This is a genomic window from Erythrobacter westpacificensis, from assembly GCF_039542285.1.
Classification (GTDB): domain Bacteria; phylum Pseudomonadota; class Alphaproteobacteria; order Sphingomonadales; family Sphingomonadaceae; genus Alteraurantiacibacter; species Alteraurantiacibacter westpacificensis.
On record NZ_BAABHV010000009.1, the window covers coordinates 641,344 to 664,963 of the forward strand.

Here is a 23,620-nt window from a genome sequence, read left to right on the forward strand (position 1 = left end):
CCACTCGGCAGTACTCGCCCTACCCTCATCCGCAATTCAGGCCGCGAGGTTTTGCCACTCAGCCAGCGCGGCTGAGCGGGCGGCTTTGTAAGTCTGGCGATCTACGAGATGGCGATCCTGGTTGAAGTGGTTGTGGACGTTGGCGTGGACGGAGGCGAATTTCTGTAGGCTCTTCATCTGGCGAAATCTGAGCATCACACGCTCTTTTCGTCGAAATGGAAGGTGACTGTTCTCGGCTCGGTTGTTGAGCCATCTCCCCATCTCGCGGCGCTCTTCAACGCCAAGATCCTTCATCGCTGCAGGGTAGGATTTCAGTCCGTCCGTTACGATTTTCTCGGCTTTGCCGTTCCGCCTCAGCGTCTTCTTGAAGAACCGCAAAGCTGCAGATTTGTCCCGCTTCTTGGTGACGTAGCTCTCGAGGATCTCACCCTCATGATCGACAGCGCGCCACAGATAATGCGTCTCGCCATTGATCTTCACAAATACCTCATCGAGGTGCCAGCGCCAGTGGCGAAAGCCCTTCATCCGGCTGACCCGTTGGTGACGAATGTCAGCAGCAAACAGGGGGCCGAACCGATTCCACCAGAACCGCACAGTCTCATGACAGACATCGATCCCGCGTTCGAACAGCAGGTCCTCCACGTTCCGCAAGCTAAGCGGAAAGCGCACATACATCATCACGACCAGGCGGATGACTTCAGGCGAAGAGTTGAAACGGCGAAATGGGCTTGGTGGTTTGGCACGTGATTTTCGGCTCATCGGACTCGGCTAGCAGCCCTCGCCCGCCGCTGCCACGTTAGTCTGACAACGCCAGGTGCAGCCTGCGTGCCGTTACCCGGCTCGATGTCGGGGGCAGTCTGCGCCAGTGCAAAAGACGGGCAGCAAAGCGTGGCTGCGGCGAGGAGACTCGCCTTGTAAGTTCTCATGATGGTTTTCCCTGAAGCCTAGTTGTGGTGGCCTAACACGGCGCGCTTGACGGTCCGCTAATGCGAATCGTTTGCAATTGCAAGCTTTGCGTGGATGGCCTCGTTCAAGCCCAAATTTCACGGGGAGCCGGGAAACGACAGTCCGGCATTTACCTGTTACTATGGTCATGCCTGCCCGATCTCGTCGAATGACCCAAATTTGGGTGGTCTGCGGAGAGGTGGCGTTATGCGCCCGCGCATCCAGAACCGGACAGTCTGCTGAAGGCCCAATCCCTGTCACGGGACCGATAACTTCAGAGTTTTGCGGGCTCATGTGCGGGCCTCGACACACGATGCAATCTCACGTTCGGATTCATTCCAGAGATCTAAATTGTCGATGATGTAGCTTTTTCGGGACCCGAAATTGATTTTGCGGCTCCGAATGAAGCGGTCGATCTTTATCTGCTTTGCGCCCCAATACCGGCCACTAACGTCTGACCGTAGATCGCCTTAAAATAGACACCACTGATACAGCGACCGAATGGCCGCCCCTGAGTAATTCCGGTGAAATATCCTTCTAGATGGGTTTCAGGGCGTGCCAGCCCCGGACCATGAACGCCTGAAAGAACGGGACCGGCAGGGGGAAACCGGCGTCGCGCCACAGGGCCTCTGTGTCGGCGGGGGATACGACGCCCAGTGTGGTTCGAAGCATCCCCTCAAGCTTAGCGAGCGATTCGTTGGATGCGCCCATCAGTCGTTGCACCTGTTTCCAGTTGTCGAGCATTAACGGAAATTCAGGGGCATCAAGCGCGGCACTGATCTCGGCGCTAATGAAACAACCGCCGGGCTTCAGCCGGTCGTATATGGCGCGGTAGAAGGCGGGGCGTTCGTCCGCCTTGATGAAATGGGCGTCAAGAAGGCTGACGGCCGCATCGAAATCAGTATCGGTCACATCGCCGACATACCCCTGAACAAGGCGGCAGCGGTCAAGAACGCCTGCATCCTTCAGCCTTCTGCGGCCAACCTCAAGCATCTCTGCCGAAGGGTCGACGCCAGTGAATGTCCATCCCGGGTGATCGTTGGCCAGGGCAAGTATCTCTGCCCCTGTTCCGACGCCGACGCACAGGATACGGGCCTGTTCCGGCAGCCGATCCAGCACCAATCCCATCAGAAAGTGCAGCGAGTCTGCTATGGGCTGCAAGCCGCTGTTCCGCTGGTCATAGGCCTCGGCCATCTCCCGGTTAAAGAAACCGGACGTGCTGAAAGATGCATGTTTTGTCATGTTCTGTCGCGTCACCCCAAAGCATCACACAAGTCTCACGCTGCTAGAACGGCCGCAGCCGCCTTGACGTAATGTGATATCATCTCCATAGCAACGCCGCGTTTCATGGATGGGAAATTTTGTGGTGTCTGCTACCTTAGAACAACGGGTGAAAACCTGCCTAATGTCATTCGTATCTGCGCTGGCCGTCGTCCCTACGCCGGGCTGGGCGCAGGCTGGCGCGTCCACGCGATCGATCGCGGACGATACGGGTAAGGGCGTAGAAGGGGACGCCATCGTCGTCACCGGTCAGTCGCTCAGCCTTCCCAATGTCGAGCCGCAGCTTCCCGTCATGATATTGTTGGGTGATGCGCTTGCCCATCGGCGACGCGGCACATTGGGCGAAACACTGGACGGTCTGCCGGGTGTTCATATGGATAATTTCGGTGCAGGCGCATCGAGGCCGGTGATCCGTGGGCAGACCTTTCCGCGTATCGCGGTTCTCAGTGACGGTGCCGAATTGTTCGACGCTTCGTCCGTATCCCCTGATCATGCGATCGTCACCAATCCTCTCCTCCTAGACGCGATAGAGGTACAGCGCGGGCCCGCCGCGGTCCGCTATGGCGGGGATGCGGTAAACGGGGCGATCAATCTGATCGACGGCAAGGTGCCCCGCGCCTTGCCAGAAAGCGGCTTCGATGGTGCCTACGAACTTCGCTATGGGACCGCCGATCAAGAAATGACCGCCGCCGGACGGGTCACGGCGGCGCTGGGCCCGATCGCGCTGCACGCCGAAGGGTCCCGGTCCTACCGCGAGGACTACGACGTGCCGGACAGTTACGGCACGGACCGGCTTCGCGATTCGTTCGGAGATAGCTCAAGCTATGCCTTTGGCACCTCGTGGGTGATGGACAAGGGCTATATTGGCGTTGCCTATACGCGGCAGAATGCGGAATATGGCCTACCGGGCCATAGCCACATTAACGGGGTGTGCCATACCCACGGGCTCGACCTGCATTGCGAAAGCCATGGATCGTTCAACGACCCCTTTTTCAATATAGATGACAGCCATACGGCCTTCATCAAGCTGCGCAGCGAGCGGGTCGATGTGCGCGGCGATTTTACCGATCTGCTGCCGGGTTTCTCCAACCTTCGTGTGCGCGGTTCGTATACCGATTATCGGCATGACGAGGTCGACGGTCCCGCCCTTTTCGCGCTCTATAGCAATGAAGCGTATGACGGCCGCATCGAACTGACGCACAAGCCGCTGTTTGGCTTCGTCGGCACGCTGGGCGTTCAATATACCGATGCGAAGTTCGACGGCCTCAACCAAAGTGATCGGCACCGGCTTCCGATTGATTTCGATTTCAGCAATGCGCCAGAGGGCTTTCGTGGATACACATCGTTCCTGCCGCCCTTTTATAAAGTGACCGAAAACTGGGGCGTATTCCTGAACGAACGCCGCTCCTTTGGACCTATCGATATCGAGATTGCAGCACGCAAGGACTGGCGCACGATTACCCATCCCCTTCCCGAAGTCTTCGCCGCGGTCGTGCCGCCTGCAACCGAAGCTATCTTTGAAAGTTTGCCCGGTGGCTTCGCCGGCTTTGTGGAAGGCATGAAGGAGCTTTACACCGAACTATATCTGGAAGAGAATCCGGCGGCTGAGCACGATCCTTTTTCGGCCTCGATCGGCGCCACCTGGAACATTGATGGCAGCTATTCCGCCGCGTTGTCCCTTGCCCGGACAGAGCGTGCACCGAACGTCCGCGAGCTTTACGCACAGGGCAACAACCTCGCCACCAACAGCTTTGAGCTTGGCCTTGCTCGGACGCATTATGGATCGCGCACTCTCCTGCCTGAGCCAACCACCGATGTCATGGAAACCGCCAAAACGGTCAACCTGACCCTGCGCAAGACCGACGGGCCGTTCGAATTCGAAGTCGGATTATATCATCAGGACGTGGACGACTACATCTTTGCCCGCCTGATCGAGACGGAGATCGCGACGGGCATCCCCCACAATTATTTGGTATATGTCGCCGCAAATGCCAGCTTTACCGGTATCGACGGACAGGTCAGTTACACCGTGTCGCCAGAATCGCTGGTGACCTTGTTCGGCGATTATGTCGCCACCGACCTGAAGGGCGAGGGCGACAATCTGCCCCGCATACCGCCCGGACGGCTTGGCGCACGTTATCAGGGGCGCTTTGGGCCGCTGTCGGCCGATGTGGAGTATTACCGTACGTTCGCACAGGAGGGGGTCGCGCTCTACGAAACGCCGACCGATGGGTATAATATGGTGAACGCGACCATTGCCTATCGCTTTGCCATTCCGGGCGCGAGTGATGTTGAGCTGTATGCACGGGGCACGAACCTGACGAACGAGCTGGCCTTCGTGCACACCTCCTTCGTCAAGGACCAGTCGCCCCTGCGCGGGCGCAGCGTTGTCGTCGGATTGCGGCACCAGTTCTGATTATGGCACGGCGGCCGGCACCCACCGGGCGCCATCGTGATCAAAAGAGGGCATGCTTGAAAGATGACAACCAAACGGTGGCTATAGCGCACACCAACCATCGCCTACAGACGGAATGGCGCGAGACAGTTTCTCGAACAATCAGAAACCTTAGGTTAGAGTGCGTAGCTGGCAGATGGATCGCCGCCGACCGATTAGTCAGCGCTTGGTGAAGGTTGTTAATCATAGCCCACCTGGCAAACGATGCGAGAGGGTCGGTAGCTGCCACCCGGCCCGCCGAAAGTGAACGGCGGTCTTTCGCACTCTGAGAGCCACAAGCAGACAGTCAGCAAACGGCCCAACTATAAACCTAGAATCTCGATTCCCGCGAACGGCAAGAATTGAGCCGTTTGCCGACTGACCGGTCTCGCCGAGCCTTCTTCATCCGACCTATTTCACTAGGCCGATAGATCAACATTAGCGTGACTTTTTTACTTATAGCAGCCTGTCCTCGTCCTCGCAGCCTCTGTGCGAGGTCCATCCTTAGCCCTGCCACGATGACCAGCAACGCGATCACGAATTACGCGACCATCGCGTCGAGGCCGAGCCGATCTGTCGGCGACAGAAAGTTCCATCTGTGGAATCATGCTGAAAACGTAGCGTTCGGGCGTCTCCCAGCCAGCCACGCGGTCAATTAGCACGCCTTATTCCGTATAGACGAACAGGCGCGCCTTCACCGGCTCGTGCGCTATCGCTTAAAGCTGCGGAAAGCAGCTATCGGCCTCCAGATCGGCCGCCATACTCGGCATGAAGCCACCCATCACCGAATTGAAATCGTGTGTGATTGTGATGCGGCTCGAATCAGGAAATCCGTTGCAGTCCGCATCGGCTGTGGCGGTCACGTCTGCCGCCACGATTGCGATACCGTAGGAGGCCGCGCGGTCGACAGCGAAATCCTGTTGCTGCGTTTCGGTTTCGCATCCGAGACTGACGGACATGCACCGCGCTGTTGCGAAAGCCACCTCATCCAGCGTGTTTTTGGTCCACACTATCCGGCTACCCTCGATCGTGCCGAAAATCAGCGTCAGGAAGGCCGGGGCCAACAGGGCGAACTCGATGGTCGAGGCACCCTGTTGATCCCGGCGAAGCTTTTGGATGAAGTTCATTGCAGGCGAACCGTGGCTTGCTGCGTAACCGACGTATCCGCCAGCATACCGGCTGGCAAGACGACAGGGTTAAAGCCCTGGGTCGCTTCGATCGTCAGATAATATCCCGCTGTCGACCCCCCGGTAACCTCCGGCCCGGTGCAGATGTTGCCGCAAGCGGCGGCGACATAGGACCCATCGGTTTTCAGGCAGGCGCACGTGCGGTTCAGGTTCGTGCAGCTTCCGGCCACGCCATTGCAGGATGTTGCTACCGCAATAGACTGGTTGTCGGCGATGCTGCGGACGTAGGCAGGAAGGACACCGAAGTTGACGTTGTCTGCTTCTTCGAAGGACGCGACGGCAGATGCTGCGACGGCCTCGTTGACCTTGCCACGTTCAATGAAGAACATTCCGAAATCCAGAGCTACCATGACGATCATGAAAAAGCCGGTGACCCAAAGGGCGAACTCCACGGTGGCCACGCCATCTTCGTCACGCCGCAAGGTCGAAAAGGAGAAAATATGCATCGATCTATCCAATCAGCCTGACTCTCGTGTTGTTGCCGCCTGAGCCCAGGTCTTCCATCATCGTGCAGGCCGAGCCCGTTGCGGCGCCGCCGTTGACGCGAATCGTGTTGGCAATGAGCGTCATGCACTTTGTGGTGCTGGTGCTGTTGCCGCCTGCCATTTTTACCTGCGCATTTGGCAGATGCAGGGTTCCGGCAAACGAGCTCAGGCTTCCGCCGGTCCAGTTTGCATCGTCATCATTCTCGGTCGTCAGCAACAGTTCCGAAATGAAACCGCCGGCCTGGGTGTAGGTCGCCGCTTCGAGCTTGGTCTTTGCCCCGCCAGCGAGCTTGATCGTGCCTTCCAGAACGAAGGTGACATTGATGCCCGCCATATCAAAACCCGAGACGCTCTCGCCTTCGAGAACGCTACCATAAGTTTCGCCCGTCAATCCTGAGGTGTAGGGCCACGTGGTGCCCCCAGTGCCGTTCTCGAAATCACCGTTGATGGTATAGCGGCCTGCACCGAAGAGCACGGAACCCGCGATTTTCATGTTGCCGTTGATGTAATGATTCGGCGTTCGGCCAAAAGCAAGGCGGCTGCCGCCCGCTGTATCGATATCGCCATTGGCGCTGAATTGCCCATCGCCCATGAAGAACCGCGCGCTGCCGCTGAGAAAGATGGCGCGATTGCCGTTCCCGGGGCCCACGGTGATGTCACCATCGCCAATGGCCAATTCGCTGTTGCCACTGATGCGTATACCATTGGCAACGACGAAATCACCTGCACCAAGGCGTGCAGTGCCGCCGCCCCCGATGTCGAGCCCGCCGAAATAGTGATTGCCGTCACCGACGACGAGGTGCTGGCCGCCGCCCAGGCTGACGTCGGCATTGATCAGCACATCGCCATCACCCTTGCGATTGGTACCCTGGAAGCGGACCTGACCACTTCCGATCCAGAGCGCACCGTTGCCAAATGTGACGCCGTTCGATCCGCTGTCGAAGCCGCCGTTCACATAGACATCGCTGTCGCCGAAATTGACATTCGAACCACCCCCGATGGAAACGCCCTGGCGCACCCGGATGATGGAGCCGTTTTCGAAGGTCACGTTGATCCCGCCTGCGACTTCGAACTTCTTGATGTCGTAGACCCCGGCAGGGACGATGAAGTTGCCGCTGCTCCCTTGTCGAAAGCTCGCAACCGCGCTGCTCGGGTTCCAGGTGAACTTCCAGTCATTACCCCCGGGCGTCGACGGATTGCTGAGCGCCGGCGGACTTCTGAAATTGCCAAGCTGCGCCATCGCGGCAACGCGATCGGGATTGTTCGCCCAAGGGTCTGCGAGAGGGGTAGCCTCGTTAATGCGGTCTTCTGGCGGAGGAACGGCGTTGTTCCAGTGCGGCTTGCTGAAACTGCCCGCAAAACGCAGGGTTGCTGCGTCGAGTTCGCCATGGTTCACGTAGATGTCACTGCTGCCAGAGATGATATCGGCGCCGCGGATCAGCATGCCTTTGTTCTCGATCTCGCCGATCGCTGCGATCGAGCAGTTGGGTGCGTCGATTGAGGCGCCGCCGGTTACCGAAATGGCCGCCTTTCCGCCGTCGAGCGCGAGATAGCACGGTGCCGCAAAGCTGGTGCCACCAGAAAGGCTTGCCATAGATTCTGCAGCGACATCGAAGGAACCCGATAATCCGAGGACGCTCGCCAGGGTATATGGCACCAGTTCGTTCACGGTGACGCGCACGGATTGATCGCCGGCGTTAGGCAGATCGTTGACGAGCGTTGCGACGACAGTTGCACCAACCAGCCCGTTCGCAACCGCTACATCGCGGGCGGTCGGGGTAAGAATCGCGGCATCGCTGGTGTTCTGGAACGCAATCGCCGCGGCCAAGGCGCCCATGTCAGCAGCACGCTGGTTGATGATGCGTTGCTGATATCCGCGGTTCAGATCGACGGCCAGTCCAGCGGAGCCGATGACGACGGGAAGAGCCAGAGTGGCAAGGGTAGTGACGCCGCCTCGGGTGCAAGCGACTAGCTTGTCAAGGAACTGACTGACCTTGTTACTCGCGCGCATTTTGACGCCTCTTCTTAACACATAGCCAATGCCATTTCGCTGATCGGCCTTAAAAAATCGTTATCACTCGGTTACACTCGCCGGGGCAGGAAGGATCTCCCCGAGGAAACGTGTTAAGAACTTTTTCGAGTTTTCTAGCTAGGCCCCTGTCGCCACCAATCGGGGCAATCGCGGCAGGAGACAAATCGTGAAAAGCAAGCCAACGTTCTTGATTGCCTGCCTTTTCCTCGCAGGCGTCGCCTTCATTTTCGAAGACACCGAGGAAACCAGTCGACTGGAAGCTGCAACGCAGCAGGTCATTGCAGGTAAATCCGGAGCCGATGAAAATCTTGGGGTTTCCGGGAGCATCGAACCAACATCTCGGGCCGCGCTGGCTCACTCCAGCGAGGGTCACGACGCTAGCGTAGCTGACGCCTCGTGGTATGAAGTCCCTGATACAATTGTCGAGCCGGATGATACCGAAGACCAAAATGCCGACGACGCCGATGCCGGCATCGAACCGCTGATCGAGGACTATAACCCCGAGGCCCAGGCGCCGATTGGATCTAATTCACCGACGACATTTGTTCCGGCACCCACTGTGCGTGGACACTCGGAGTTCTAGGACCAGATCAACACGCAGGCGTCGCGCGAACGCGGCTTCTGCGGAGTATCGATCCTATCTTCCCGCCTTAAAGCGTGTTCAAGCGCGCCGTTCTCGTTGGAAACAAACAAGTGTGAAGCGGGTTTGGCAGGCATGGTGTGTCCGTCGTCAGAACATTTGGCACAATTCTCGGCGTAGATTTACGGAGCGTGGGCCTCGTCCTGGATTGATATTTAGGCGGCGAGCCTGCGGTGTTGCAAGCGCCGATATTCGAGTGTCTTTCGCTTGATCCTTTCTCGTTGCTTGATGATGGCCGGTGCCCTGCCGAAGTAGGCATCGGCAGGTGTCACGTTGTCGAGGCTCTCGTGATAACGTTGGTGGTTGTAGTGCTCGACGAACGCCTCGATCTGCTGTTCGAGATCGCCGGGCAGGAAGTAGTTCTCCAGCAGGACGCGGTTTTTGAGCGTCTGGTGCCAGCGCTCGATCTTGCCCTGCGTTTGCGGATGGAAGGGCGCGCCGCGCACGTGGTCCATTTGCTTGCCATCGAGATAGTCGGCCAGTTCGCCCGCGATGTAACTGGGTCCATTGTCCGACAGCAGGCGCGGCCTGTGCAGCACATTGGCATGATCGCAGCCTGAGGCGGCCAGGGCCATATCGAGCGTATCGGTGACGTCGCTGGCACACATGGTGGAGCACAGCCGCCAGGCGATGATGTAGCGCGAGTAATCGTCCAGCACGGTCGAGAGATAGACCCAGCCCCACCCGATGATCTTGAAGTAGGTGAAGTCCGTCTGCCACATCTCGTTGGACCGCGTGGTTTTGGTGTGGAACGCCTCTGCTGCCTTGATCACGGTATAGGCCGGGCTGGTGATCAGGTCGTGGGCCTTGAGCAGCCGGTAAACCGTGGCTTCGGAGACAAAATAGCGCTTCTCGTCGGTGAAGCGCACCGCTAGCTCGCGGGGGCTGAGATCGGTCTTCTCCAACGCCATCTCGACGATCTGCTGCTGGATATCGTCTCCGATGCGGTTCCATACCCGGCTCGGCGTGGATGGCTGGTCTGCCAGTGCTTCCGGCCCGCCTTCGAGGTAACGGTCATACCAACGGTAGAAGGTTCGCCGTGCCACGCCGAGCTGGTCCAGCGTGCGCTTGGCGGGCAGGTGCGACTGCTCGACGATCCGGATGATCTCCAGCTTCTCGGATGCGGGATACCTCATGCGTCGTCGTCCCCAAGCCCGGTCATGCTTAATGGGATGACCCGCCCTGTCCTTCCATGCACATTCGGCGGACTGAGAAGGAGGTAATTATGAGCATACGCAACCAACCAAGAGATGCAGCCGTCTTCGGCATCGACATTGGCAAAACAGTCTTTCACGTTGTCGGCCTCGATGCGGCCCATGCACCGATTCAGAAGGCGACATTCAGGCGGGAGACGTTGCTGCAGTTTTTCGAACGCGCGTCGCCGGTTCTGGTCGGGATGGAAGCATGCCCCGGTTCGCAGTGGCTGGCGCGCAAGCTGCTAGGGATGGGGCACACAGTTAGGATCGTGCCGGCACAATTCGTGAAGCCCTTCGTAAAGTCGAACAAGAACGACATCATCGACGCGGAAGCCATTGCGGAAGCCGTCACTAGGCCGACGATGCGCTTCGTAGAGATAAGGACACCGGAGCAGATCGACCTGCAAGCACTCCACCGGGTGCGAGACCGGATGATCGCCCATCGAACGAGGCTGATCAGCCAGATGCGCGCCTTCTGTCTCGAGTATGGTATCGCGATCCATCAGGGCGCAGGCAAGTTCAAGGCCGAGATACCGCGCGTGCTTGCGGATGAGACCAACGAGCTCACCCCTTCGATGCGCCGGATCCTGACGGAGGTTTACGGCGAGATGATGGAACTCGAACAGCGCATCACAGCCATGAACCACGAGATCGAAGCCATCGCCGCGCGCAGCGATACCGCACGGCGCCTGATGACTGTGCCGGGCATCGGACCGCTGGCCTCGACCGCTCTGCTGGCGGCGGCAGGGTCGGGACGTCAGTTCCGCAGGGCACGTGATCTCGCTGCCTGGCTCGGTCTAGTGCCGCGCGAACACTCGACCGGCGGGAAGACTAAGCTGCTTGGCATCAGCAAGCGCGGCAATAAATACCTGCGAAGGATGATCGTCCATGGTGCTCGATCCTGTGTTACACATCTCGATAGAAGCAGGGACCGCTTGGGCCCATGGCTCGACGGGCTTGAGAGCAGGATGCACAAGAACAAGGTCACGGTCGCCCTGGCTGCCAAGATCGCTCGCGTTGTCTGGGTGATTCTGACCAAGCCGGGCGCCACCTACGAGCGGCGCGTTCCAGCGTTCGGCTGAACGGCGCCGCCACCAACTGCGAGGTTCGTAAGAGTGATGACGAGACAGTAGACCAGCGCATCGTAAGCCCCGTCAAAAAAGCGGGCAGAAAGCCCGAAGCATTTATCTGGGAACGAGGCGCGCGGATCTCATCAAGGCCTGGCCGCAACAGCGGCCCACTCGCGAGAGGCCGGATACATTTGTGCAGACTGGCACCGTCAACACCAATCGACCCTTGCATGGACAGGGCGGGTCATACATTTTTTGAGCAGACGGTTCTCGAGGGTGAGATCGGCCACACATTCCTTCAGATCACGGGCCTCACGGCGCAGGTCCTTCACCTCGTCCGTGGTCGCAGCACGCGCAGTGTCACCAGCCAGACGGCGCTTGGGCCAATGTCCACACCAGAGATTGCGGTCATTCGGGCCGGCCGAAATGGGGCCGAGAGGAGACTGTCAGCTTCCGGTGTTCAAACGGTCCAAAGCCGCCATTCGGCTGCCTCCCCCAATTCGAAGACTTGCAGCCGCGAACGATCTTGGGAAGACGCCCTTCTTGGCCTCTCATCCGATAGGCACGGTAAGATCGATGGCGACCAGACGCCAGCTGAGGCCATCCCGCTCGAAGCGATATTTGTTGCCACTTACTTCGTTGCGGCCCGACGGTGTCGCAACGATCTTATTGAGTCCAGACCAGTCGAATGACCAACTATCGGTAATTTCCATTAGGCGGGGCATTGGGCCTGCAGATTCCCCCTCGGGAAAATCTGCGGGCAAACCGGCGGCGGCTGCGAACTGCCATTCGCCGTAAGGTTCGTTGACGAACATCCGCACTGCACGCGGGTCCGACATCGCATCCAGGACGACATCCTTCGAATAGGACGGCTCATAGGTGTCGACCTGAGGCAACATTTGCCGCTCGAATGCTGCTCGCACGCTCGGCCGATCGTACAGGGCTAGCAACTCCTCGGGAGCAGCGTCCCAATCGCTGAGTGCCGCAATCGCCAGCCTCGGCGCAAAAGCATACCAGCTTCCCCCGGCCGCTATCACGACTGCGGCAATAGCTGAAACCAGCCAGATGGAGCGGGATATCTTCATACCGGAATGCATATCAGTCCAGGGCGACTAAGCTCAACGGATTATCTCGGATCGGGAAAAAGCCTACAAAAGCGGAAGCTTTTGATTTCAAGAAAACATTTCGTTTCAATGCCGTTCAGCGAGAATGAATCATGATACAGCATCACATTGGGAGATGGTGTATTGATTCGGCTCTCTGCTGCTTTGTGCGCAACACTGGCGGCTTGCTCCGCACAAAATTCTGGCGCGGATAACGACGGTTACGCCACGATCGTCGAGGCACCGCCCTACACGCCGATCACGCGGCTTGGTCCCGACACCTATGTGCCGACTGTCGAAGACCGGCGGATGCGCTTTGCCGAAGCGCTGGAGAACCAGCACCTGCCGATGCTGCGCCGCCTGAAGCGCGGCGAGATCGGCAATTTCGGCGGCATCGAGTGGCGGTGGACCGACGGGCCGGAAAACGATGGGCTGGGAACTGTGCAGGGTATCGCCTTCTTCCTGCGCGATCCGGCGGCCTCGCTGGCGCGTTACACATCGGACCCGCTGTTCCGCGCCGGGCAGGCGGATTTTTCGCGGTCGGATCAGGACCGGATCGTTCGTGATTGGGCGGAACGCATCGGTCCCGAACGGGCCTATCCCGGTTTCGGGAATATGAGTGTGCCGTGGCTGTCCATTGTCATGCCGCGCGCCGGGTTCGACACGCTGCGAAAAGAGCAAGGCTGGGACATTCCCGCCAACCTGCTGCTGCGCTTCGAACCGCGCGCCAATCCCGATTTGCCACCGCTCGCGCCCGATGTGGCAGGCCAGATACGCTATTTTGCGCAGGCAGAGTTATCGTCTGTCCCGCCGCCTGCTTTGGCGAGTTTCGATGCCATCGTCCTGCGTGACGGTTGCTTCTTCATCGACGAACAGGGGGAGGATGATCCGCTTGTCCTGTTTCCGTTCGAGGCTGGTGTCTGGCGTGATGCGCAGGGGCACCTCGCCTTTCGTCCCCGCGTTTCAACCGACACTCGCGGGTTCGGACGGGTCGGGACACGCTTGCAGCTTGGCTATCGTGGTCAGGTGAATGATCCCCCGGCGGAACTTACCGCTGCCTGTGGCGAACACCCGGTGGTGGCTGTGACCTCGCTCGATCAGGCGGCAGGCTATGGCAGTGACTGGTTCGCGGTGCGTGAATATCGCGACCGCGAAGGGATCAGCAGCGTCGAAGCGATGCGCCGCGCCAATGCCTGCCTGCTGGAACAGGAACAGACGATGGCGGACAACCGCCTGCGTGGCACGCGCGCGCACCCCACGCAATGCGCGAAGCAATATGGCATCTGGGGCAATCCGCCTGTGCCGCCTCCGCCGGCACCTCTGCCGCCCGAGATGCAGAGCGTATCAGCAACCGAACCGTTCCGCCTGCCGTCACCGCCCAAGAAGCTGCAGCCGGCACAAAATGGCGTATGCCGGTTCGAGGAACGCGATCCGTCCGAGCGACCCAAGGTTCTCATCGCAACCAATCGCAATTCCAATATGATTTTCTGGGCCGATGAAGGCGCGGCGCTGTGGGATCACCCCAACGGCTTTATCGACGAAGGCATGGTGCTGCCCGGCTTCCGCATCGTCGCCGAGCGCGAGGGGCTGCCCGATTTGTGGATTTATCCCGACCGCGACGGGCCGATCTATCTCTATTCGGGGCCGGAGATTTTCGAATGCCGACAACCTGGAGACTGGTAGCCCTGGCGGGCGCGCTGCTCCTCGGCGCATGCCAGAGCGCGCCAATACAGCCGCGGCCGATCACTATCGCGCGCGACGCTTTTGCGGGCGAAGCGCTCTATCGCGGCACACTCGAAATTCGCGACGGATGCATCGTATCGTCTAGGCGCAATTTCCCGGTGCTGTTCGATCCCGGCGTGGTGCTGACTGCGAACAGCGACGGGCTTTACGAACCGCGCACCGGCAACACCATCCGCTTCGGCCAGGAAATGCAGGGCGGCGGCGGTATTCTGCGCGAGAACGGCAAGGGATGGCCGATTTTGGATATCGAGCGTTTCTATGAGGTTAGCATCCCTTCCGGGTGCCCGATGGATAACGTGATGCGGCTGCATGCAATGAAGGAGGTTGCCGAATGAGGATGCGAGGAGCCGCTGCCAATCTGGCAATATTGAGTGCGTCTGCGGGGTTGGCAGCATGCACCGCAAACAGCCCGGATGGGAACGTCTCAGAAGCATCGCAGCCGTTCCGGGCTGAATTCAACGCAGACGGCCTTGCCACGATCCTGTCAGCACCGCCTGCTGCGTTTGACCCGGTGGAGGCCCCGCCGCCCGTACCGCGCACTGCAGAGCAGGATGCTGCGGATGCGGAATTCATGCGCGTTGCCGAGTTTCAGAATAGCGTGACGGACGAGGTTCAGGCGCTGGCCGACCGCCTGCGACGGGAAGAACGCGGAAATTTCCAGACTTTGCATTACGACAATGAAGGCGAACTCGGTGTCGTCTTCGAATTCCTGCGCGATGGCCCTTCCACGCTGCGCAAATATAGCCGCAATCCCACCTTCCGCGGCGAAACCGTACGCTGGTCGCAGGAAGAGCTGATGGCCGCCGCTGATTTCATGTGGGACACTTTCCGCGATGATCGCGTGATCCAGTCGACAGGTGTTGCCACACAGGTCGTCACCGCTCAGATCAGTGTCTCGGAGGACGAATTCCGGGCGCTGGTCAAACGCAAGGGCGTGACCCTGCCCGAGCCAGTCAAACTGGTGTTCCATGCCGCCCCTGTCGTTCCGATCAGCAATCCTCCGCGTGCAGCATTGCAAGACGAGGCCGTGCCCGCCGCCGTGGCCCCGCATATCCGCATCTTCCCGCGCCATGACCGGCCGGCGGGCGCGCTCAATGCGATCAACAGCCGAGTGAAGGTGGTGCTCAAGGACGGTTGTTTTCGCGCTGCCGACCGCGAAGATGCGCTGGTGCTGTTTCCGTTCGGCGCGCAGCTGTTCGTCGACAGCGCGAATTATCTCGCCTTCGGATCGGCGGAAACGCCTCGCTATGCGCGGGTGGGCGAAGTGGTGACCTTCATGGGCTCGGTTCACGAAGTCGACGTGCCCGAACTGGTAAACCCGATCCACGCGGCTTGCGGGCCGGGCAAGGTCATCAAGGTCGAAGGACTGCAAAGCGCCTCTGCGCAGGATCGGCAGGATGCCGTGGATGACAACGCCAATGCGCTGCGACGCCTGCAAAACAGCTATGGCCTCGACGAAGCGCAGGCGCGCCGCGCGATGGCATGGCTCGACCGGCGGCAGGAGGCGAACCGGCAGGTGACGGAAGACGGCATCGCCCTGCTTCCGATCACCGCCGCCATGACGATCGACACCCCGCCGCGCCCGGTGATGAACGCATCCGAATGTCCGGCAGGGACCAGCCTCGTATCCGGCCTTTGCCGCACGCCCGAAGGCTATCTCCGCCCACTTCCCGAATGGCTCACCGAATTTCTGGAGCAGGACAGATGAGAACACTTCTGACGATAATCGGTTGCGCCTTGCTGGCCACCGGATGCACGACCACGCCCGAGCAGTCCGTTGCGGACGGCGTCGAACAGACCATCCCCTACGACATCACTGCCGGACAGGCGCGGCTTGCGGCGCAGCTCTATCCGAAACTTGCCGAAGCTGCTGAGCCGAACGACAATCTGTTTATCTCGCCGCTGTCGCTCAGCGAAGGCATCGGCCTCGCCCTGCCCGGTGCACGCGGGCAGGCCGAGGCGGAAATGCGCACGCTGCTGGGTTGGGATGCTGCCACCCGCCCGGAGCTGGGCATATGGGATTACGACCGGTTCCTGACCCGCACGGGGGACGACAAGGTTGCGCTGTCGGTCGCCAATGCCTTGTGGCTGTCGGATCGTCTGACCTTCACGCCGGATTATCTGCGCGCGGCCAGTGACGGTTTTGGTGCCACCGCGCGAGCGGTAGATTTTGGCGGCGATCCGCAAGGCTCTGCCGACACGATCAATGGCTGGGTCAGCGAGCAGACGGGCGAGCGGATCACGAAGATCGTCGATGCCAGCTGGTTCAGCGATCTTACTGCGGCCGTGCTGACCAATGCGGTGTGGTTCAAAGCCGACTGGTCGGTGCCGTTCGAAGACGGCTCTACCGGCGAATTTACCCGCGGCGACGGGACCAAGAAAGACATCTACATGATGGAGCGCATCGCGCCGATGGCTTACCGCGAAACGCGCGACGGGCAGGCGGTGCAATTGCCCTATGGCCAGGATGGGCGCTTCACGATGGAAGTGTTCCTGCCCAAAGACATGGCGACGCTGCGCCGCTGGGAACGCGATCTCGACAGTCTTTCATTCAATCTCGCCACGCAGGGCAGCGACGGCAAGTTCGATCTCGGAGCGGCAGAAGAACGCGAAATCCTGCTGCGTTTGCCTCGCTTCGAGGCGCGCTTCGACGATAGTGTGAAGGCTGCGCTGATTGCCGCCGGAATGCCATGCGCCTTCAGCGCAGGTTGCGCGGACTTTTCCGGCATGGCCGCCGAACCGCTGAAGATCGACGATGTCGCCCACGCCACCTTCCTGCGCGTGGACGAGAAAGGCACCGAAGCGGCGGCGGTGACGGCGGTCAAAATCGTGGTTACGGCCTCTCGCCGCCTGCCTGACGATCTGCCGCAAATGATCGTCGACCGCCCGTTTCTACTGACCATTCGCGACCGCGCCAGCGGCGCGCTTATCTTCTTCGGGCGCATCGCCGACCCGACCCAAGTGGAGAAAGCCGAATGAAACGCCTGCTTGTCGCCGCCAGCCTGGTCGCGCTGGCGCACACCGCGCCTGCCATGGCCCAGGACGAAAAACCGCTCTCGGAAACCTGCCCCAACCTGACGGCGGAAGAGATCGATGGCATCGAGAATTACAAAGGGCAGTTCTCCGAAAATGCCTGGTACGCGCGCGCCTATTGCGTCAGCGTGGAAGAGGCCGAGCGGCGGATGGAGATCCAGAACCGCGGCGCGATCGGCCCGCGTACCGAGCCGGGGCCACCGCTCCCGCCGCAAGCGCCCGACGATTCCATCGGCTTGCTGGCGCAGACGCTGCACGAAAAGGAAGGCGATACCTTTGCAGGGCTCTGGATTCAGCATCGCCCGACCTATGGTGTGATGGTTGCCTTCACCCGCGATGCGGCGGTGACACTGGCGAAGTATACCAGCGACCCGCTCTATGTGCCGGTCGACCGACCCGGCCCCACACTGATCGAATTGCGCGCGGCGCAGGAGCGGCTCATCGCAGATTTCGAGCGGCTCGGTTTTCGCTGGGCTTCGATAGGCTCGCGCGAGAACTTCGGGATCGTTCAGGTCGAACTGGCGCAGGAGGCCGCGCCGATCCGGGCGGCGGCGGCGCGCGGTGAACTGGAACTGCCCGATTACATCAATCTGGTGGAAGCGCGCCCGCTGCCGATTGCTGCGCCGCCTGCGCCCGCCGCTGGCGACGCGCGGGTGAAAAGCTTCCCGCAATTCGCCTTCCGCACCGATATGTACCCCAGCACGCTGGTGGGCGTGCCCGACGTGCCCGCGCGCCTCGCGCTCGAGGATGGCTGTCTGATGCTTTACCCCGAAGGCGAGGAGCCACGCATGGCCCTGTGGCAGGCGAGCGACGCGCTCGACCTGTCCGATCCGGCGCGGGTCTCCGTGCTCAATCGTCTGGGCGGCGCGCGCGTGTTCGCAAACACCGACATTGTCCTGATGGGTCTGCAACCGGGCGAGGTAAATCCACCGGCAGAGTTGGTCGGCACCGATGCCTGTCCCGGACCCTATCGCGTGGTGCGTGGATTTCTTCCGCGCGAGGTGTGGGATGCACAGCGGCGCGAGGCGGGGATCGCAGATCGCGAACGGCAACTGAGCAGTCGCGCCGCCGCCGAAGCGGACTATGCCGCCGACATGGCGCGGGTCGCGGAACTGCGCGCTTGGCGAGACGGCATGATGCTGGAGCGTGGCGACATCGTGGCGCAAATCTGGGTCGATGAAAATCAGGGCACCGCGCATATGTTCCACACCGATGGGGCGACGCGCGAAGCGCTTGTGCCCGCAGCGCTGCAACCGCACGTGACCGCGCAGATCGTGCCGCAGGGCGGGAATGCGCTGTCGGAGGCGCGCGACGCTATCGCCACGCAGATGGGACAGGCGGCGCTGGAAGGTGACATCTATATCGAGCCGATTGGTGGCTATGTCGGCGTGCGGGTGCGTGAACTGGAACCATTCTCGCAGGCCGCTGTGGCGGGCAATTTCACAGTGCCTCCGCTGGTTCGCCTGGAAATGGACAACCAGAGTGCGATCTACCGGCAGGATCTGCCGATCCGCAGCGATCCCGACGCGATCTGGTATCCGCTGGAAGCACATCCCGACTTCTCGGCAATTCGAGAACTCGTGGCCGGGACGCCAATCATGCGGCCAGAGCCGCCCCGTCCCGGTGAGACCGAAGATCGCTGGGTCGCGCAAAAGCCGTCGAAAGCCGGATCGCTGCAGCAGACGCACTTCCTGATCGCCTTCGGTCGGACCTTGCGCGAAATACAGACCCTGCGCGCTGCCGGTTTCGATCCGATTGGTGCGCAGGAGGACATGAACGGCCGACAGACGGTGGAAACACGCGCGCTCGTGGCTAGCGATGTGGTGGTGGCCGAGCCGGTCGGTATCGACATCGCCGACACCGGGCCTGATGGCTATTCATCGTCGGTCCGCTGGCGGGTAATCGAGGTGCTGAAGGGCTCCGCTGATGTTGGCAATGAGCTGCGCCAGCGCCTCGCTTCGGGCGTGCGTACCGACGAGGCGGGCGTGACCCGCTACGGGCAAGCGATGGAAGAGCCAGTGCTGCTGCCGGGCCTGCCGGATTCGCTCGAGCCGGGTTCGCGCTGGTTACTGCACCTCAGCGACCGGCTCTATCGCCATGCCGCCTATGTGCAAGGCGGCGAAGGCGCGGCGCGCACCGAAGGCAAATGGTTCGTGACCGCCGCAATGCCCCCTGCCCGGATCGAAGCCGATGGCATGGTGCGCCCGCTCGCGCTTTACCCGGAACCAATGCCGCTGGACGAACTGCGCGCAGCCATTGCACCAATCCAGGCGGCACTGGTTGAGGCAGGACTTGTCGGAGAACAGCCATGATGCGTTTTTTCCTCCCTGCGCTCACGGCGGCGACACTGCTGGCCAGCAGTCCGGCTGCCGCATGTCTCTATACGCAGGTCCCCGAACCGGTCGGCGAGGCTTCCGCAGCGTTCTTCACCGGCAAGATGATGCAGGCCGGCGCCACGGTCGATATCGCAGTCGCAGGCGAGACGCGCAGTGCCTTTGACAGCGATCCGCGCTGGGGCATCTCGTCCACGACGTTCCATGTCATCGACCGGATCAAGGGCCGCTCGCCCGATCGCTTCACGCTCCTGGTGGCGCAAGCAACGCCGGACAGTCGCGATCCGCAGCCAATGCACTGGGTGGACGAAAATGGCCGGGTCACGCCCTTCCCCTATCCGGTCGAGGCCGAATATGCGATCGCCGGTGTGCGAAATCTCAACAGCTGCCATCCCGGCACGCTGGCCGTGCGCAGCGGCGAAACCTATCTGGTTTTCCGCGACGGCGAAGGTCGCCTGCTTGGCCGCTTCGCGCTGTATGACGATCTGCAAACGACTGCTTTCCCGCTGGTCCGCGCCGGGCTAGGCACGCGCGAGGGCTGGTTGTCCATGATCCCGCCGCTTGGCGCTGCCGAATCTGCTGCATCCGACGGCCTGGACACCATCCGGCCAGACCGCATCCGCGTGCGCTTCGCGCAGCCGCTGCCTGCGCGCGAAGCCCGCCGGTGGCTGCAACAGCGCGGCCTGCTTCCCTATGCGGTGCAGGTAACAGATGCTGCGCTGCTGGACGAAACGCGCGTTCCGCCCGAACAGGCTTCGGTGGACTTGGTCGATCGTGCGCTTGGCGATGCGAAAAAAAACGCAGGCGCAGGGCCGCTGAGCAATCTCGCCCACACTATGGTGTTGTCGCTTGATCCCCAAACGCTCGAGAATGACGCGCTGCTCCGCCGCCACGCATGGATGGTCGCCGAAGCGGGAAACCGGTTTCGATCCGGCGGGGAGCCGCGCGTCGCGGGGTTCGACCTGACCGGATCGCCCGAAGCCATTGCCCGGCTGCGCGCCAACCCGGGCGATGTCACGCTAATCGACGGACCACTTGTAGACGGCGCGCTGTGGATGGGGCTTTCGGGCGGCACGCCGGCTGACGATGATTCTTATTGGCGTGAAACGACCGACAGCCTCTTGGCCCGCCTCGCCGCCGTGGCCGAAGACCGTCCGATCCCCGACGCGATAGACAAGCCGCCGGAACCCGAACCCGATCCCTTCTCCTACATGGATTGCATCCGTTTCGGGCGCGAGGAAGCGGCCCTCCTGTCTCACCTGCCCGAAGTGGGGCGGTTGGACGATCTGCAGGTGTTCGCAGACCTTGAGGCGGCCCAATGCACCACTTCGAACGGCACGCTCAGCTGCAGATTGGCACCGAGCACAACGGTGCGCGTCCTGTGGGCAGGTTGGGAAGGCGGCTTCCGCGTCAACCCGCGCGGCGTGACGCTGACCGCAAATGCGGATGGCCTGCAATGTGGCGGCGGCTGATCGTCGCGCTCATAGCGGGGCTCGCGGCTTGCGGTGAGCCGACCGATATCGTCGTGCCCGAACCGGCGGTGCGACCGTCTGCGGGCATATCGCTCGGCACCATGAGTTTCTTCTTTCCGGTCGGCCTCACCCTCGATGGCGCGACAGAAACCTGCTTGAACGGTGCGAGCGAATGCCCGCTGGGGGACGACAGTGTTCACCTGGTCTGGCGTTCGGGCGACCTGCGGTTCGATTATGTCCTCGATCAGTTCGGAAAGGCGATGAAAGACGATCAGTGGGGCGATCCCATTACCATCAATAGCAGGCCCGCCTTTCGCAAGCATCTGGCCGACGGCGGAACGCGCTATCTGATCACCAACCATTACGACGGCGCGACAAGTGCAGCGGTGGCGATATGGCAAGAGCAGGAAGAGCCGATTTTCTGGGGGACCTGCTATGGCGATGCCGATTGCGACGCGGTGCTGCAAACGCTGGCCAGCGTCGGCATGCGGAGCGCGGAGCAGGAATGCGGACTGATGTTCCCGCAACCACCGCCCGAATTTGTGCCGCCGCCCGGCTATCGCGAAGGCCCGTCCGTTATCCCGCCACCGGTCGCTCCGTTACCGGAGCCGGAACCACCCGCTCCGCCCCCGCCACCCGCTTCGCGACCGCGCGACGCGGAAAATCTTTGCATGGATTACGTCGATGTCTCTTAGATTGCTTGTTGCTTTCGTCGGTCCAATCGCGCTTTCAGGCTGTGCGGCTTCCGGCCCTGCGCGCGAGCCGCCAGCCATGCCGCTGCCCCCTGCGCCGCAGTCGTCAGAGCAAGGAACACTCGCGCCCATGACCGATGCGGTGAAGGCGCTCTATGGTGAATGGCGGCCCGTGTCCGGGCCAGGTGTCTCGCCGGAAGACAGGCTTAATATCTGGAGCCCGATGTTTTCCTTCGGCAGCGGCTGTGAGCTGACGCAGGGCCAACTGCGCGATAGGGGCGATGGCCGATACGCGCTTGACGATTACACGCGCCTTGCCTCGCATTGCCAACCGCAGGCCCCGCTTGCCCCGTTCGATGCAGGCGAAGTGCACATCGTTCCGGTCGATAGCGACACCATCCGGATCGAGCGCGGCGGCGAAACATGGGTGTTCGCCAAGATCGATGTGGGAGCGACCGTCCCGCGGGAAGATTTCGTGCGCGGTGAATGGCTGCTCGCCGACCGGCGCGGCAGACCCTATCGCGGCGAGGAACTGACCCGCGTTACCTTCGGGCCGGAATACAGCGTTGACGCGGAAAACTGCGATTTCGCTTCTAATGGATGGCACACCGACCGCGATGGAGAAGTGCGTACTGGCGGCTCATATCACCGAATGACCGAACGCTGCCGTGTCCAGACTCTGGGCGATAAGTTGGCGAAACTTGGAAGCGAAGTCAGCTACCGCGCCGAACCTATCGAGACCCGGATGACGGTGGAGATCAGGGGAGAGCGGGCGACGCTCGTGCCCGCAGCGCGCTATCCAGAATTGGCCACCGATGCCGAAAGCGTCCCGCCCCACCCTTGGGCGGTCGAACTCGCCGAAAAGGCCGCAGCGATGCCTCCCGAACAGCGCGTCGAGCTGGCGTTGAGGGCCATCGGATTTGGCGGAGAGGGGATGCCCGGGGGCGAACAGCCCGTCGATCCACGCGGTCTAGCCTTTGCGGGTATGACATCATGGCATTACGCGCAGGCTCGACAGGCGGGGCTGGTGCCCAAGGCGGGCTCAGAGTCGCGCACCCTCGGCGAGCACCTTGCTATTGCGCCCATCGTCGTGCGCGCCGTGCTGGAAGGCATCCGCCCGGTTGATCGCGCAGACGGTCTGTCGCTCGATTACCTTTACCGCGTACGCGAGGGCTGGCGCGGCGGGAAACACGCAGGCGACCTGCTGATCGTGCGGATGCCGCCGCTGGAGGGCAAAAGCCGCTCTCCGGTCATCACGCCCGAACCCGGCGAGGAGGTGCTGCTATTGGCGAGTCGCACCGGCTATCTTGCCGGTCGTCTGGCAGACGGCGCGGCGCCATCGTTCGACACGCGCGTGGTGCAGATGACGCTACCACTGATGCGGATCGTCGATGGCACTCTGGCCGAAGCGGTGGCAGGCGCGAATGTGGTGGGCTCGGCAAGCTTTACCGGGACGTCAGTGGAAGATGCGCGCGCGCTGGCGATTTCGGTCGGCAACAGGATGGCCGAGCTCGCCCCCCGCGCCAGCGACAATTTCGGCAACGCGACAGTGCGCCGCTATTTCATTACCCGTATCGGGGAGCGCGAACTGGCCGATCCGACCCGTCTCTGGATCGAATACGACGGCAGCACGAATTTCGGCAATCCCCACGGTTATGGCGGGGTTACAGCCTATTTCGATGGCTGCACGCCAGTCGGGAGGGCGCGCTCGGAAGCGGGCTGGACGGTTTATGCAATTGCGGTCGCCTGTCCGGGGAACCAGCCAGACGGCACACCGATCACCGAGCCGGGGGTGGCCGAGGTGGTGCGCTGGATCGATGAGCACAGCTTCCCATACGTCATCTGCACAAGCAGCTGCCCGATCAATCCCGATTACACCGTCCCGCTGCCCGGCGGCGACGTCACCCTGAAGCCGATGCTGCGATGAGACGTTTCGCGGTCCTCCTGGCCGCAGCCCTGTCTGCCTGCAATCCG

General features: G+C 61.3%; 17 protein-coding genes and 1 pseudogene. 11 read left to right on the plus strand and 7 right to left on the minus strand.

What is annotated here, in order from left to right; translation table 11 throughout:
- Nucleotides 1–36 precede the first annotated feature (36 nt).
- Nucleotides 37–759 carry an IS6 family transposase gene (locus tag ABFX23_RS07820; protein WP_346032524.1) on the minus strand — a complete coding sequence of 241 codons (723 nt, stop codon included), beginning with the start codon at nt 757–759 and terminating at the stop codon, nt 37–39.
- A gap of 723 nt (nt 760–1,482) precedes the next feature.
- Complete coding sequence (locus ABFX23_RS07825; protein ID WP_346032525.1) at nt 1,483–2,187, minus strand: class I SAM-dependent methyltransferase; 705 nt, start codon at nt 2,185–2,187, stop codon at nt 1,483–1,485.
- A 163-nt stretch (nt 2,188–2,350) separates the two neighbouring features.
- On the opposite strand from ABFX23_RS07825, the gene ABFX23_RS07830 reads away from it, so the two are divergent.
- Entirely contained in the window at nt 2,351–4,642 is a 2,292-nt protein-coding gene (locus ABFX23_RS07830) for a TonB-dependent receptor domain-containing protein (protein ID WP_346032526.1), read from the plus strand.
- Between the two features lie 734 nt (nt 4,643–5,376).
- Here ABFX23_RS07830 and ABFX23_RS07835 read toward each other — a convergent pair.
- Genes ABFX23_RS07835 through ABFX23_RS07845 form a run of 3 tightly spaced genes read right to left on the minus strand, consistent with a single transcriptional unit; the run spans nt 5,377 to nt 8,343 of the window.
- Nucleotides 5,377–5,787 (minus strand): TadE/TadG family type IV pilus assembly protein, encoded by a 411-nt coding sequence (locus ABFX23_RS07835; protein ID WP_346032527.1) that lies wholly within the window; start codon nt 5,785–5,787, stop codon nt 5,377–5,379.
- Complete coding sequence (locus tag ABFX23_RS07840) at nt 5,784–6,293, minus strand: TadE/TadG family type IV pilus assembly protein (RefSeq protein WP_346032528.1); 510 nt, start codon at nt 6,291–6,293, stop codon at nt 5,784–5,786. The genes ABFX23_RS07835 and ABFX23_RS07840 overlap by 4 nt, the downstream gene beginning before the upstream one ends.
- A gap of 4 nt (nt 6,294–6,297) precedes the next feature.
- On the minus strand, nt 6,298–8,343 hold the full coding sequence (locus tag ABFX23_RS07845; RefSeq protein WP_346032529.1) for a Tad domain-containing protein: 2,046 nt from the start codon (nt 8,341–8,343) through the stop codon (nt 6,298–6,300).
- Nucleotides 8,344–8,530: 187 nt separating this feature from the next.
- On the opposite strand from ABFX23_RS07845, the gene ABFX23_RS07850 reads away from it, so the two are divergent.
- Nucleotides 8,531–8,947, plus strand: coding sequence for a hypothetical protein (locus tag ABFX23_RS07850; protein ID WP_346032530.1), 417 nt, complete (start codon nt 8,531–8,533; stop codon nt 8,945–8,947).
- Nucleotides 8,948–9,159: 212 nt separating this feature from the next.
- On the opposite strand, the pseudogene ABFX23_RS07855 reads toward ABFX23_RS07850, so the two are convergent.
- Nucleotides 9,160–10,170, minus strand: a pseudogene (locus tag ABFX23_RS07855) (IS3 family transposase); the annotation flags it as partial.
- Nucleotides 10,171–10,229: 59 nt separating this feature from the next.
- On the opposite strand from ABFX23_RS07855, the gene ABFX23_RS07860 reads away from it, so the two are divergent.
- Entirely contained in the window at nt 10,230–11,282 is a 1,053-nt protein-coding gene (locus tag ABFX23_RS07860) for an IS110 family RNA-guided transposase (protein ID WP_346032531.1), read from the plus strand.
- Nucleotides 11,283–11,821: 539 nt separating this feature from the next.
- Here ABFX23_RS07860 and ABFX23_RS07865 read toward each other — a convergent pair.
- Entirely contained in the window at nt 11,822–12,355 is a 534-nt protein-coding gene (locus ABFX23_RS07865) for a hypothetical protein (RefSeq protein WP_346032532.1), read from the minus strand.
- Between the two features lie 183 nt (nt 12,356–12,538).
- Between ABFX23_RS07865 and ABFX23_RS07870 the strand changes: the two genes are divergently transcribed.
- The 8 genes from ABFX23_RS07870 to ABFX23_RS07905 all read left to right on the plus strand — a co-directional run bounded on the left by ABFX23_RS07870 (nt 12,539) and on the right by ABFX23_RS07905 (nt 23,573).
- Nucleotides 12,539–14,056 (plus strand): hypothetical protein, encoded by a 1,518-nt coding sequence (locus tag ABFX23_RS07870; protein ID WP_346032533.1) that lies wholly within the window; start codon nt 12,539–12,541, stop codon nt 14,054–14,056.
- Nucleotides 14,032–14,451 (plus strand): hypothetical protein, encoded by a 420-nt coding sequence (locus tag ABFX23_RS07875; protein WP_346032534.1) that lies wholly within the window; start codon nt 14,032–14,034, stop codon nt 14,449–14,451. Before ABFX23_RS07870 ends, ABFX23_RS07875 begins: the two co-directional genes overlap by 25 nt.
- A 50-nt stretch (nt 14,452–14,501) precedes the next feature.
- Nucleotides 14,502–15,824, plus strand: a complete 1,323-nt coding sequence (locus tag ABFX23_RS07880) for a hypothetical protein (protein ID WP_346032535.1) — start codon at nt 14,502–14,504, stop codon at nt 15,822–15,824.
- On the plus strand, nt 15,821–17,095 hold the full coding sequence (locus ABFX23_RS07885; protein ID WP_346032536.1) for a serpin family protein: 1,275 nt from the start codon (nt 15,821–15,823) through the stop codon (nt 17,093–17,095). The genes ABFX23_RS07880 and ABFX23_RS07885 overlap by 4 nt, the downstream gene beginning before the upstream one ends.
- Nucleotides 17,092–19,461: a hypothetical protein gene (locus tag ABFX23_RS07890; RefSeq protein ID WP_346032537.1), complete on the plus strand. Its 2,370-nt coding sequence runs from the start codon at nt 17,092–17,094 to the stop codon at nt 19,459–19,461. Before ABFX23_RS07885 ends, ABFX23_RS07890 begins: the two co-directional genes overlap by 4 nt.
- Nucleotides 19,458–20,954: a hypothetical protein gene (locus tag ABFX23_RS07895; RefSeq protein WP_346032538.1), complete on the plus strand. Its 1,497-nt coding sequence runs from the start codon at nt 19,458–19,460 to the stop codon at nt 20,952–20,954. The genes ABFX23_RS07890 and ABFX23_RS07895 overlap by 4 nt, the downstream gene beginning before the upstream one ends.
- Nucleotides 20,939–21,649, plus strand: a complete 711-nt coding sequence (locus ABFX23_RS07900) for a hypothetical protein (protein WP_346032539.1) — start codon at nt 20,939–20,941, stop codon at nt 21,647–21,649. The genes ABFX23_RS07895 and ABFX23_RS07900 overlap by 16 nt, the downstream gene beginning before the upstream one ends.
- A gap of 127 nt (nt 21,650–21,776) precedes the next feature.
- The gene (locus tag ABFX23_RS07905) at nt 21,777–23,573 is read left to right on the plus strand and encodes a hypothetical protein (protein ID WP_346032540.1); all 1,797 of its coding nucleotides are present in this window, start codon (nt 21,777–21,779) and stop codon (nt 23,571–23,573) included.
- Nucleotides 23,574–23,620: the final 47 nt, after the last annotated feature.

Excerpts from the sequence above, each read along its gene's own strand:
- ABFX23_RS07820 (WP_346032524.1), bottom strand. The coding sequence starts at position 759 with ATGAGCCGAAAATCACGTGCCAAACCACCAAGCCCATTTCGCCGTTTC.
- ABFX23_RS07825 (WP_346032525.1), bottom strand. The coding sequence starts at position 2,187 with ATGACAAAACATGCATCTTTCAGCACGTCCGGTTTCTTTAACCGGGAG.
- ABFX23_RS07830 (WP_346032526.1), top strand. The coding sequence starts at position 2,351 with ATGTCATTCGTATCTGCGCTGGCCGTCGTCCCTACGCCGGGCTGGGCG.
- ABFX23_RS07835 (WP_346032527.1), bottom strand. The coding sequence starts at position 5,787 with ATGAACTTCATCCAAAAGCTTCGCCGGGATCAACAGGGTGCCTCGACC.
- ABFX23_RS07840 (WP_346032528.1), bottom strand. The coding sequence starts at position 6,293 with ATGCATATTTTCTCCTTTTCGACCTTGCGGCGTGACGAAGATGGCGTG.
- ABFX23_RS07845 (WP_346032529.1), bottom strand. The coding sequence starts at position 8,343 with ATGCGCGCGAGTAACAAGGTCAGTCAGTTCCTTGACAAGCTAGTCGCT.
- ABFX23_RS07860 (WP_346032531.1), top strand. The coding sequence starts at position 10,230 with ATGAGCATACGCAACCAACCAAGAGATGCAGCCGTCTTCGGCATCGAC.
- ABFX23_RS07865 (WP_346032532.1), bottom strand. The coding sequence starts at position 12,355 with ATGAAGATATCCCGCTCCATCTGGCTGGTTTCAGCTATTGCCGCAGTC.
- ABFX23_RS07875 (WP_346032534.1), top strand. The coding sequence starts at position 14,032 with ATGCCGACAACCTGGAGACTGGTAGCCCTGGCGGGCGCGCTGCTCCTC.
- ABFX23_RS07885 (WP_346032536.1), top strand. The coding sequence starts at position 15,821 with ATGAGAACACTTCTGACGATAATCGGTTGCGCCTTGCTGGCCACCGGA.
- ABFX23_RS07890 (WP_346032537.1), top strand. The coding sequence starts at position 17,092 with ATGAAACGCCTGCTTGTCGCCGCCAGCCTGGTCGCGCTGGCGCACACC.
- ABFX23_RS07895 (WP_346032538.1), top strand. The coding sequence starts at position 19,458 with ATGATGCGTTTTTTCCTCCCTGCGCTCACGGCGGCGACACTGCTGGCC.
- ABFX23_RS07900 (WP_346032539.1), top strand. The coding sequence starts at position 20,939 with ATGTGGCGGCGGCTGATCGTCGCGCTCATAGCGGGGCTCGCGGCTTGC.
- ABFX23_RS07905 (WP_346032540.1), top strand. The coding sequence starts at position 21,777 with ATGACCGATGCGGTGAAGGCGCTCTATGGTGAATGGCGGCCCGTGTCC.